Source organism: Shewanella insulae (genome assembly GCF_009831655.1).
Lineage (GTDB): Bacteria > Pseudomonadota > Gammaproteobacteria > Enterobacterales > Shewanellaceae > Shewanella > Shewanella insulae.
In genome coordinates, this window is the sequence record NZ_WRPA01000014.1 from 19,881 (window position 1) to 31,673 (window position 11,793).

An 11,793-nucleotide genomic window follows, 5' to 3' on the forward strand; every position below is an offset into this window, starting at 1 on the left:
TGACTAACCGGCCTGCCACAGATATTCGTTTAGCTCATGAAGTATGCTGTCGAGTTGATCATCAAGTACACGGTTAAATTGCTTTACCCCGCCTTGGTCGGCAAAACGTTGGTTTACAAATGCTTTATCAATCACAGCCTCATGCACGAACTGCTTTGCTAAACGATCAAGCCACTTGCGCTGGATAGGGTTCCAGTCATGCTCGCTGTATATGCGTTGCATTGCTTTGGCGACTCGTTGCTCAAAGGGAATGAGGGCTTCATCAAGCGCCGCTTGACGGATATAACCAATAATACTGGCAGCAATATCTTGGTTGGTATTTTTACGCCATGCGCTTTGCAGATGCGCCTCACTATAACCCGCTGCATCTAGCATTAATTTCACTTCTTTCAATTGTTCTCGCGTTAGGTCTTTAGGGCGATTTACCACCACTGATAAAGCTGCTGATTGGTTAATATTCTGCTTAATAAAATGGTTAAAGCTTTCAAGATAATCAGCGGGCTTTTCGTGTACGCCATAATTTTGCTGACGCTCTTTAAACTCATCACGCCCTTCATAGATGATCGGCATCTTATCGCTACCAACAAGGTAACGGACTTCGGCTAACTGATTAAGCAAGCCATGATGCTGCTTAAAAAATTGCGATGCTGCTTTAGGGCCAATTTGATGTAAATGCTGGTGGAGCTTGTCAGGCGCGACGCCCCATAGTCCCTCAAGTTGATCGAGTTTAGCTTTTAACTCTGGTTTATTCTCCGCCTTTTTAACGGCTTTACGCATCACCCGCATGACTTTTTGGCCAAGCTGATTAAGTACATCATCGGCGTGGCAAGTGCCTAGCCTTTCACCTGGCGAGCCTAGTGCCTGTGCTAAATGGTCATCATCGCTTAACTCATCCACCAGCTGCTCAAGAGTGATCTTGGGGTCTTTGACGATAGGCTTCATTGTGTTGATGGCTTCGAGTGCACTATAAATATCTACAGGATCATAAATTTTGAAGGCGGTTTTACCAATATCATCACAACGACGAGTCGCTCGGCCCATCATTTGTTCGTATAGGATGCGCGATTTAACACGGCGTAAAAACACCAAATGACAAATTTTAGGCACATCAATGCCGGTTGAAAGAAGATCAACGGTAATGGCGATATTTGGGTAGCGTTCGTTTTTGTATTGGCGAATAAGTTGACTGACTTTATCGCTTTGACCGGTAATTTTAGCCACGGCGGCTTGATTGTATTCATCGCCATACAGCTCAACAAATGCTTTGTCTAATAAGCGTTTTACCATGTCAGCATGTACGTCTGTGGCACAAAATATCATGGTTTTTTCATCGCCGAATGGGTCTAACTCTTTGGTTAACTCTTGGCAGATAACATCGTTAAATGACTCGGTGATCACCCTTTTGTTGAATGACTCCACATCGAACTTTAATTCATCGTCTAATTCGGCAATTTCTATTTCACCTGTTTGAGTATTAATAGCGGTGACGATTTCGCCTTTTTCAAATTTGATACCGTGTTTGTTGAGTTGGGTTTCATATCTAATTGGTGGCTCATGGTCGATTAGCCAATCGTCTGCAACAGCCTCGCGGTAACTATAGGTATAAACGGGCTTACCGAAAATTTCACTTGTATGCTTGGCTGGCGTTGCGGTTAAGCCAATGCGCACAGCATCAAAATAATCGAGTACGCGGCGGTAACTAGACAGGTATTGGCTAGCATCGCGGGTGGCGAGCTCACCTTCTGTCATTTGCTGATCTAACGCATAGCCTCGATGGGCTTCATCTACAATAATGCAGTCGAACTCATCAAGTGGTGGCGGTGTATCGGACATAAAAATGCGCTTTACCATAGCTTGCACGGTAGCGACTTGAATACGGGTTTCGGCTTCACTAGCCATATCGCCCAGTTCGGCAATATTATAGATAGACGACAGCACCTTGTTTTGTTCAAGCTTGGCTTCGTCAAAGGCCTCACATGCTTGCTCACCTAATGAGGTTCTATCAACAAGAAATAAGATACGTCTAAAGCGTTCGGCTTTTAAGAAGCGGTACATCAGGCCAATAATGGTACGGGTTTTACCTGTGCCTGTTGCCATGGCAAGTAGGCATTCGGTTTTATCTTGCGCTAAGGCCGATTCAACCGCTTCGATGGCTTTTTGTTGATAATCACGCAAACCTAGATAATCAAATCCCTCTTGTTGAAGTAGCAATTCAGCATCTTCACGACTGCGTTTTAATTTATCGAGCAGGCCATCTGGCGAATGAAACTGTGGGAGTGCTTTCTTTGCATTGCTGTGTTTGCGCGTATCCCTAAACCAAGTGCCCGATAACTCGGCTAGTTGTTTATTATATTCGCGGCCATTGCAGGAATAGACAAAGGGAATGTGATAGTGGCCATCGTCTTCATCCGCCCAAGCAACAGTGCGGCCTTCTAGTTCCCATGCTCCTTGTTGTGTTGATGGCAGTTTATAGCCTTTAGAATAACGTTCAGCTTGGGTTATTTTACCTGCAACGTTGGTGTTCTCTTTTTTAGCCTCAACAATTGCAATAGGGGTTAGGCCACAAAACAAAACATAGTCAGCTCGTCCTTGCTGGCCCTTATACCATGTTGGCCATTCTGCAATGGCGAGGTTTTTACCTTTTTCGGGACGAGCGCCTTTGCGGTAATCTAATCTTTGGGTATCAGCAGTCCATTTAGCCTCATTGAGTTGCTGGTCAATCAACACTCGAGTTAACTCTTCGCTTAGTTCAATGTGATGACCTGCTTTGCTGGCTTGCTTACTTAAGGTTGACCTATTTCTACTGGCTGCTTTGCTGTCTGCTTGTGCTTGTTGAGCCAATTCTGCTTGAAGCGCTTTAATACGAGACTCAAATAGTAACTTTTGCTGCTCTAATGCCTTTTCATGCTCAGCAGCCTGCTTTGATAAAACCCGAGCTTCAGCGTCCATTTGTTCAGCAAGGACCGCGTATTCTTCTTTTTCTCGGGCGATTAATTCGGTTAACTGTTGATTATCATTTAACTTCTGGTGGTTATCGTTTAGTTCACTGCGTAACTGCTCAATTTGAGTTTGTAAATCTTGTAGCTGCTTGCTTGGGTCTTGAGGTGGGACAAACGGACCTGCTTTAAATGGTGTCTTAAGATTGCCAAAGGCATTGTGAAACCATATGGCTAAGCTACGGGCCAATTTTAAGCCTTCTAATGCTTCTTTATGTTGGGTTCTAAATTGGTGAGTTGCTTTATTGCCTTCAATCCTTAAGGCATGAAATAACTGGCGGACCACAGGCTCTAAGGTTAACTCGCGATTAATTTTGAAAAGTAAATCTGCTTGAGTCGTTTTTCCATCAAATTCTATGCCGCACCGAGCCGCAATATCTTGCGCCATCGCCTCACCTAACTGGCGCAGCTTAATTAAGGTGGTGTTGGGATCGCAGGTAAACGCACGTTCAGCACTGCTGGCCAAATCGATAAAAATAGGGTCGTATGGTTTGAGAAAACTAAAGTTTGCAGAGTCTTTTTCAGTACTCTGGCCTTGTGTGTCTGATGCCATCATTCCCTCGTAGCGCGATTATTCCAATGTAATCATATCTTTTACAAACAGTTTAATCACCAGTTAAGTTTAGAAGTTGTTAACCCACTCATTATTGGTACGAGTTGAAAACTCTCGCTAACACTATTTTGGTGCTTTGGTTAGAATACGTTTAATCAACAGCATTAATCTGTCACATGGAAGACGACATGAATCTCGATTGCATTCCAACTATTGAATCTCTGCTGGAGCAAAACGCCATCTGCTTTACTGGGCGTCCAGATTTAATTGACCGTTATCTAGATTTAGCCACGCCACATGATGGAATAGCACTGCTTGATGATAAAGGCAGACCTTCATATGAGACCGGTAATGCTAAATCTTTCAGATTGCAGTCTTATCCCATTTACGATTCAGAAACGAAGGAACGCAGAATATTAGAGTTCTCTACACTATTTTGCGCTGGCTTTTTATTCAAGAAAAGTATTGCTCCTCTTTATACTGTTCATCTTGATAAAGATTTCACAGTCACAGCTCATGTCCGCAGCAACAATGGATACTTTGATAAAGTAATTCACAAGAAAACTGATGTGAACCCCAAAAGATTAACACATAGTTTAAAAGCGATTACGCGAGCGATAGACCAATCACAAGTATTTTTTATCTGCACAAAATGTAATAAATTGATCGATGCGAACTTTAGAGCTTCTAGTCAAGCAACTTGTGCATTTAATGCTTGCGGCAAGCTGGTAGCACAACATTTTGATGTATCGTCAGCTCAAGTATCAGGCTATATCTATAGCCGTTATGTGCGTGTTGATAGATTCGAAGACGACATTGCAATTTCGATTGGCGTAGTCCAATGGCCGCATCCCCATGAGCCGTGCTTTGAATGGGTTATAAAGAAGAGAATGGATCTCAGTTCTACACCACGACAAGTGAAATTAGCAGCTAAAGCTATTCACGATAGTAAAATAGCGATAGGTAAGTGCAAGCACTGTCGAGAGTCCATGACTGCAGGATATATGTTCGATGATGAAACATGCTATACCTGCGCTATGAGTGTTTATGGCGTTGTTTATTAAAACCGACATAAGCAGCATTATTTAGAATCAAGCATGCTAACAACAACCAAATGGTTACTTGATCGGTTACTAAGACAAAAAATCAAACGTTGAAATTCAACTAAGACGTTGATTTTAAATAAGTTGACACTTCAAGCCCATATTCAGATCCAGAACGTGGAATAAGCGCTTCAGTCTTACTAAAAGCCTCATTATTGAGGCTTTTTTCATTTCTAAATGAATAGCCTAAATACTCATACTTCCCCATATCGCATATAAAATAAGCAGAGTTTCCCGACACACTCGGACAAAGAGTATTGTTCACTCCCAGTGACCGGGCTTCAAAGCCGAGACAAGGCATGGTAAAAAAGTGCTCTCAAGTGAGCGGCGACATTCAGCCTGTATTCACTTCAATCAATGTATAACCAAATCCCAACGCTGCAACCTAGGCGACACAGGAAAGATGGAGACCCCATGTCACAACGGAGTAAATGGCCTCAATTACTAGTAATTCTTATCGCCCTAGCCCTGCTTATCCCAGGACTCAGCCTGCCTATGCTGAGCCTGGACGGCCAAGCCGAAAAATCCCAGTTTGCCCAGACCAGCATAGAGCTGATGACGGAAGACAGCGAAGTGCGAGGCCTGCTGGGATCCGTATCGGCCTTCCTCGGCTTTAACGAACTTGAGGGCCAGGTGGAAATCTATCGCAAGCACCGCAGTATCCTGGGGACGGTAGAAGACCTGATGCAGAGCGGTAACCTGCTGGTCGGCATCTTGATCGCCACCTTCTCGGTGATCATTCCCACCCTCAAGCTGTTGGCGCAGGCGGTTCTGGTTTTCACAAGGGGCAGCACGGCTAACTTGCTTATGCGCTTTATCGACGCCATAGGCAAGTGGAGCATGGCCGATGTCTTCGTGGTGGCCATCATTGTCAGCTACCTCGCCGGCAACGCCGAAGATCAGATGGGCGAACTGATTATAATGCATGCACAGCTAGAGATAGGTTTCTGGTTTTTCACCGGCTACTGCCTGTTTGCCATCGCCTCCAATATGTTAATGACAAAGCCTAAACAGACTGCAACTTAACGCTGCACTTCTCAGCTGCTGCTTCCCTCGCCTACGCAAGCACCAATAGGTTGAGATAGGTGTTGAGATAGAAGTTAGAATAGATGTTGAAATAGCAAACGAGAGAAAAAGCCCCGATATGCTTTACAGGCAAAACGGGGCTTTTTTATCGTTAGCCGTGCAGACTAAACCCTTAACCCCCACATATCGAAGGTCTCCTGGCAGAGCTGCTCCCTAAAATCGGGATGGGCGATATCGATCAGCGCCCTGGCACGCTCACGCAGCGACTTGCCGCGCAAATTAGCCGCGCCATATTCTGTGACTATATAATGCACATGGGCGCGAGTGGTCACCACGCCGGCACCGGGTGAGAGTACCGAGGCGATGCGGGACACCTTACCACCCGCCGCCGTACTGGGCAGGGCGATCACCGAGCGCCCCCCTTCCGACAGGCCGGCGCCGCGGATAAAGTCCATCTGGCCACCGACACCTGAATAGATGCGGGTACCTAGGGAATCGGCGCAGATCTGCCCCGAGATATCCACCTGCAGCGCCGAGTTAATCGCCATCACATTGGGATTCTTACGAATGATCGAGGTGTCGTTAACCTGCTCGATATCCATGAAAACCACGGAGGGGTTATCGTCCACATAGTCATATAACCGCTGACTGCCCAAGGCAAAGCCGGTAACCAGTTTCCCCGGGTGCACCTTCTTACGGCTGTTGTTGATCACCCCTTGCTCGACCAGGTTCAGCACGCCATCGGAGAACAGCTCGGTATGCACCCCAAGATCTTTATGATCCGTGAGGCAGGAGAGCACCGCATCGGGTATGGCACCTATGCCCATCTGCAGACAATCGCCGTCACGCACCAACTCGGCGACGTGTCTGCCTATGGCCAGGCTGGTCTCGTCGCTGGCCGCCAGCGGATGTTCCGGCAGCGGCATACTCTGCTCGAACACGGCGGCAAATTTGTCGTAGTGGATGAAGCCGTCACCATGAGTGCGCGGCATACAGGGGTTGATATGGGCGATGATCTTGCCCGCCACCTGACAGGCCGCCAGCGTCGCCTCCACAGATATCCCCAGGGAGCAGATACCATGCTTGTCCGGCGGCGATACCTGGATGATGGCCGTGTCTATGGGTTGCTCGCCTGAGCGGAACAACTTGGGCACCTCGGAGAGAAAGATGGGCACATAATCGGCATCACCCTGCTGCAATAGCAGGCGGGTCGGCAAGCCGCCGAAGAAACAGCGATGGCGTAGATGGCCTTTTAGCCGTGGGTCGCTGAGGGACTCGGCGCATTCGGTATGCAGTTGCAGCAGGGTCAGGTCTTGCCGGGTCAAGGCGTGCTCGGCCAGGGCATCGAGTAAAAGCTTAGGCGTCGCGCCCATGGAGTGGGTCCAGAGGGTCTCACCGCTCTGGATCAAAGCTACGGCTTCTAGTGCAGTATTACAGATAATGGGTGGCATCTATCTCACCTATAGTCGGAAAACTGAGTGCAGTGTACGAACTAACTTAACGCTTTGATAGCAAACTTATCAATGAGTTCACCTTAAGTTGATCTCGAGCAAGAGAGCGTCTATTTCGGCATGAGATAAATGCGCCGGTGGCCACAAAAAAAGGGGCCGAACAGCCCCCTTTGTCACGCACTATTTTAGATAAGCCTTGAGGCTTTCCCCCTGAGCCAACAGACTCTTATAGAGGGTAAACTGGTTGGCGGCGCGCTCGAGATTATGGTTCTCATGATGAATATGAAAATAAACATCGCCGTTAAGGTGATCGGTCAAGAAACGCACCCCGATCATCAGGCAGATCACTCTGGCGCCCAGCCACAGGCTCTCGCGCTCGACATCGCTCAGCACCTCACCTAATTCACTCAGGTAGCCACGACAGATAGCGGCGAAGATAGGCTCGCGCACCTCTATCTTAACGAGATTGGTGGAGTCCTCGGCCTCTGGCGAGGTAAAGGTGCGCACCATGTCGCCAAAGTCATACATCAGGTGTCCCTGCATGCAGGTGTCGAGATCGATAATCGCCATGCTGCTCATGTTGCGTTTATCGAACAGCATGTTATTGATCTTAGTGTCGTTATGACAGACTCGTGGCGGCAGCTGCGCCTCGATTTCACTAAGCTCACTCAGCAGCTTACCTTGAGACAGGGCGAAGTCCACCCAGGCCTGACAGCCTTTGAGGCGCCCTAGGCTGTCTTTAGCCACCGCCTCTTGTAGCTGGGTGATACGCCCCGGCAGATGATGAAACTTGGGAATCACATCCTCGAGCTTGCTAGCATCGAGATCGCTCAAGGCGCGGGAGAAATGACCGAAGGCCTTGGCGGCCGATTCTGCCTGGGCCGCGTCTGCGACCACCTCTATGCTATGGCTGAAGGGCAGATAGGTGATGGCACGCCAAAAACCTTGCTCGCCTAAGTCCAGCGCTAGCTCACCCTGTGAATCTGGCACCGGCTGCACCACGCTCAGGTGATACTCGCCGGCCTCATGTTTTGCTTGTAGATGCTTTGCCACCTTCTGGGCGTTACATACCAGGGCGTGGGGTTGAGTAAAGACTTCCGTGTTGAGGCGCTGCAGCACAAATTCACCCTCTGGCCAGCGCACTAGAAATGTATCATTGATATGACCGTTCCCAAGGGGACTCACTTTGGCCGAAGCGGTTACGCCAAAGCGCGGCAGCACCTGCTGCCTTATAAAATCAATCACCCAGTAACTCCATTAATTTTTGTTTTACCCAATCAATATCTTGCGGATAGGTCACCCCTAACCAGGTATCCGAGGTTTGACTCACAAACACCTGTCTAGCCTTCGCCTTATCCCTTAAGGCCGCTTGCACCACGACGGGAAGATAACATTCGCTGTCCGGCTTATGTCCCTGCTGGGTCACAAACTCCGCCAATGCCTCGCCCAGGAGATCGAAGATGTCCGGGGTAAAGCCCCAACAGGTCATCGAGGCCATCGCCTCGGGCGCCAAATTGCCCAGCCGTCCCTGATGCGAGCCCATCAGGTTATCACCTTGCCAGGCAATATTCAGCCACTCTTCGACAGAAAGCAGCAGATTATCCTGGGTAACACAGATGCCGCGATTGACGCCGCCATGGTCGGACAGCGTCTCTTTGAGGGGATAGGCCACCATCTGCCACTGGGTCGGTCGCAGCTTAAAACCTTGAGCCAGCAGGGAGAAGGCCCGATCGCCATAGTAATCGTCGGCATTGATCACCGCCATGGGACCGGAGACCAGCTGTCTGGCGCTCCACAGGGCGTGGGCCGTGCCCCAGGGCTTAGTTCTATTGCTTGCCAGCGCTTCAAGATTAGCGCCGTTCGCAGACACGCCAAGGGATTCAGGCAGGTCTGTCAGCTGCTGCACACAGAAATGCAGCGTAAATTGAGGCGGCAGATCAATCAGGCGCGCCTTAAGAGTGGGTATCAGCTCGGTGCGGGTCACTATCACCGCCGCCGAAAATCCCGCCTCGATGGCACTGGCGATCGACAGCTGCAGCATGGTCTCGCCCTTTGGCCCTAACTCGGCGAGCTGCTTATCGCCGCCGAAACGGCTGCCCAGGCCCGCCGCCATGATCACTAGAGTTAGGGATGGATTATCATCTTCCCCTGCGGACACTACATCTGTAAACTTCATCGACATCAAACCACAGGAGACCAATCGCTCGTCTTAAGAAAAGAAGACACGGACGGCCGGTTAACCGCCCATATCATACTCATGGAATTAGGGAGTTAGAGATAGGGCCTGAAGGCCGGCTCTTTGGCCAACGCCGCCTGGCTGCCTTTAAGGCTAAACTCATAACCGCACAGCGTCAGGCTACCGCGCATGGCAATATCGTTAATGATGGCGGACGTATCAAGGGGCGAGAAACGCGCCTGGGTCGAGGTGTCGGCCAGCAGACTCACCATCATCGGCCGATAGCTCACGCCATTATTAAAGGTCAGGTTCTTACAGCTGCCGTCGCCCTCGGCGCTGGCGAGCGACCAGATGGTGCCGGGCTCGCCCCGCTCACCCAGCCAGCTGAGCATTAATACTTTGCCCTCGAGTTGCACCTTAAAACCATCTGGCATAGCCGCCTGCTTGATGCTTGTTGCTGGCACCTGGGCAATCTGCGTCTCGGGCTCTGACTCTGCTGCAACTTGTTCGGCGGCATCGCCCCCTCCAAGCCAGGACAGGCTGCCAAGCAAGAGCGACAGGCAACCAAAGCCTAACAGGGCGCCGCGAGGATGGCTCTTGATAGCGGTTAAGGTATTACCAAACAGCTTGGCCAGCTGTGCCCCGAACGAGTTAATTCCCTGTGACAACTTGTCTTGGGGTTGGCTATCCTGGGGATATTTATCGATACGAGAGTCACCTTGATAGGGCTGCGCATCCAGATCAGACGCCATATGAGATGCCTGCTCAAGCCCAGGCTCATCCTCTCCCATCCCGTGCTGCCCTACCGCGTGCTCAGCAGCATGAGCATAGGCAGGTGAGTCGCCCACCAGGGTGGGCTCAACTCTTGTACGGCGCTCGGCGCTTGCCATCAAGGGGCCGCTGTAACCAAGACTATCGAAGGGCACAGCAGCCTTGGGCTGAGGACGTGAGATGATAAAGCCCACCGCCAAAATACTCAGGATAAGGGCAACCCAGCTCGGCCAGGCCTGCTCGGCAAATAACAGGCTAGCGGCCAGCAGCAATGGCCCGGGGATCGCCGTCAACGCCAGCAGACGCTGGGGCGCTATCAGGCGCCGGGCGGCGCTGAGTGCCGATACTGCGATCAAGGGCAAGGCCAACAGCAGCAAGATGCTATGGCCGGCAAACAGCAGGGAGAAGAGATAGGTGAGACAGAGTGAGGCGCCACTAATGACAAGAAAACGCAGGCTGCTATCCACGCCCTGACGACAGAAAAAGGTGTTTAACGACATAAAAAAATCCCACTTCGCGGCTATCTCAGCAGAGAGTCTACTGGATCTCGCCCCGGATGACGCTTAATTTTGGTTAATTTTCCCGGCCCGCCTGATGCCAAGCATACAATTATCCGTCCAAAGGCATATCCATCCAGGCAGAAATCAGCAGGAAAGCTCAACAGACCCTAGCCTAAATTTACTCCTAGCCTGTATAATGTCTGGCTACCTAAAACGATACAGCCTTTGGATAGCATTTACATGACCGCTCGCGGAAACCTCTTTATCATTTCAGCGCCTAGTGGCGCCGGCAAGTCTTCACTTCTTAGCGCTATTTTGCAGGATAAACCCGCCGATATGAAGGTCTCTGTGTCACACACGACACGCCAGCCCAGAGTCGGCGAAGTAGACGGCGAGCACTATCATTTCGTCAGCGTCGACGAGTTCAAGGCGCTTATCGACAAACAGGCCTTCTTCGAATGGGCCGAGGTGTTCGGCAACTATTATGGCACCTCGAGAGAGGCGATCGAGGTCATGCTGGATAAAGGCATAGACGTATTTCTCGACATTGACTGGCAGGGCGCCCAGCAGGTCAAAAAGATGATGCCCGAGGCAATTGGCGTCTTCATCCTGCCCCCTTCTAAGGCGGAGCTTGAGCGTCGTCTCACTGGTCGTGGTCAGGACAGCGCCGAGGTGATTGCCGGTCGTATGGCCCAGGCAACTTCTGAGATCTCTCACTATGGCGAATATGATTTCATCATAGTCAACGATGATTTCGAGCAGGCACAGGTGGATTTAAAGGCAATTATTCGCAGCCAACGCCTCACTCGTGCTAGTCAAATTCATGCTCAAAATGATATGCTTAATGATCTGTTGGCAGACTAACTGTCATCGTGTACAATTTTGCGTCATTTTTTCACCCATAAACACTGGAGTTTCAATACATGGCTCGCGTAACTGTAGAAGACGCCGTAAACCAAATCGGCAACCGTTTTGATATGATCCTGGTTGCAGCGCGTCGTGCTCGCCAAATCGCTGTGCAGGGCAAAGACCCTATGGTTGAAGAAGAGAACGACAAGCCAACGGTTATCGCCCTACGCGAAATCGAACTTGGCCTGGTTACCGCCGACACTCTGGACGCCGATGAGCGTCAGACCGTCCGCGAACGTGAAGCAGCCGAGATTGCTGCCGTTGCCGCCATCGCCGAAGGCCGCAACACTATCTAAGGAGTGAAGCCA

9 protein-coding genes are annotated in these 11,793 nt (G+C 49.9%); 4 read left to right on the forward strand and 5 right to left on the reverse strand.

Translation table 11 applies throughout. The features are described from left to right. Positions 1–3: 3 nt before the first annotated feature. A complete protein-coding gene (gene hsdR, locus GNT65_RS14900; RefSeq protein ID WP_160797584.1) occupies positions 4–3,549 on the reverse strand; it encodes a type I restriction-modification system endonuclease in 3,546 nt (1,181 codons plus the stop codon). 188 nt (positions 3,550–3,737) lie between these two features. Here hsdR and GNT65_RS14905 point away from each other — a divergent pair, with 188 nt between their 5' ends. Both GNT65_RS14905 and GNT65_RS14910 read left to right on the forward strand, forming a co-directional pair. Next, positions 3,738–4,613, forward strand: a complete 876-nt coding sequence (locus GNT65_RS14905) for a hypothetical protein (RefSeq protein ID WP_160797586.1) — start codon at positions 3,738–3,740, stop codon at positions 4,611–4,613. 453 nt (positions 4,614–5,066) lie between these two features. Beyond that, on the forward strand, positions 5,067–5,678 hold the full coding sequence (locus tag GNT65_RS14910) for a paraquat-inducible protein A (RefSeq protein WP_160797588.1): 612 nt from the start codon (positions 5,067–5,069) through the stop codon (positions 5,676–5,678). Positions 5,679–5,842: 164 nt separating this feature from the next. Here the strand turns inward: GNT65_RS14910 and GNT65_RS14915 are convergent, their stop codons facing one another. The 4 genes from GNT65_RS14915 to GNT65_RS14930 form a co-directional block, all read right to left on the reverse strand. Further along, a complete protein-coding gene (locus GNT65_RS14915) occupies positions 5,843–7,129 on the reverse strand; it encodes an acetyl-CoA hydrolase/transferase family protein (protein WP_160797590.1) in 1,287 nt (428 codons plus the stop codon). Positions 7,130–7,309: 180 nt separating this feature from the next. Continuing rightward, positions 7,310–8,374 (reverse strand): phosphotransferase, encoded by a 1,065-nt coding sequence (locus tag GNT65_RS14920; RefSeq protein ID WP_160797592.1) that lies wholly within the window; start codon positions 8,372–8,374, stop codon positions 7,310–7,312. Then, positions 8,367–9,311, reverse strand: a complete 945-nt coding sequence (locus GNT65_RS14925) for an NTP transferase domain-containing protein (RefSeq protein ID WP_160797594.1) — start codon at positions 9,309–9,311, stop codon at positions 8,367–8,369. The genes GNT65_RS14920 and GNT65_RS14925 overlap by 8 nt, the downstream gene beginning before the upstream one ends. An 89-nt stretch (positions 9,312–9,400) precedes the next feature. After that, positions 9,401–10,576, reverse strand: coding sequence for a hypothetical protein (locus GNT65_RS14930; RefSeq protein WP_160797596.1), 1,176 nt, complete (start codon positions 10,574–10,576; stop codon positions 9,401–9,403). A gap of 240 nt (positions 10,577–10,816) precedes the next feature. Here GNT65_RS14930 and gmk point away from each other — a divergent pair, with 240 nt between their 5' ends. Together gmk and rpoZ are read left to right on the forward strand one after the other, a co-directional pair. Then, the gene (gene gmk / locus GNT65_RS14935) at positions 10,817–11,440 is read left to right on the forward strand and encodes a guanylate kinase (RefSeq protein ID WP_160797598.1); all 624 of its coding nucleotides are present in this window, start codon (positions 10,817–10,819) and stop codon (positions 11,438–11,440) included. A gap of 59 nt (positions 11,441–11,499) precedes the next feature. Then, positions 11,500–11,781: a DNA-directed RNA polymerase subunit omega gene (rpoZ, locus tag GNT65_RS14940; protein ID WP_011867293.1), complete on the forward strand. Its 282-nt coding sequence runs from the start codon at positions 11,500–11,502 to the stop codon at positions 11,779–11,781. Positions 11,782–11,793: the final 12 nt, after the last annotated feature.

Coding starts and splice junctions, on each gene's coding strand:
- hsdR (WP_160797584.1), bottom strand. CDS start 3,549: ATGGCATCAGACACACAAGGCCAGAGTACTGAAAAAGACTCTGCAAAC.
- GNT65_RS14905 (WP_160797586.1), top strand. CDS start 3,738: ATGAATCTCGATTGCATTCCAACTATTGAATCTCTGCTGGAGCAAAAC.
- GNT65_RS14910 (WP_160797588.1), top strand. CDS start 5,067: ATGTCACAACGGAGTAAATGGCCTCAATTACTAGTAATTCTTATCGCC.
- GNT65_RS14915 (WP_160797590.1), bottom strand. CDS start 7,129: ATGCCACCCATTATCTGTAATACTGCACTAGAAGCCGTAGCTTTGATC.
- GNT65_RS14925 (WP_160797594.1), bottom strand. CDS start 9,311: ATGTCGATGAAGTTTACAGATGTAGTGTCCGCAGGGGAAGATGATAAT.
- GNT65_RS14930 (WP_160797596.1), bottom strand. CDS start 10,576: ATGTCGTTAAACACCTTTTTCTGTCGTCAGGGCGTGGATAGCAGCCTG.
- gmk (WP_160797598.1), top strand. CDS start 10,817: ATGACCGCTCGCGGAAACCTCTTTATCATTTCAGCGCCTAGTGGCGCC.
- rpoZ (WP_011867293.1), top strand. CDS start 11,500: ATGGCTCGCGTAACTGTAGAAGACGCCGTAAACCAAATCGGCAACCGT.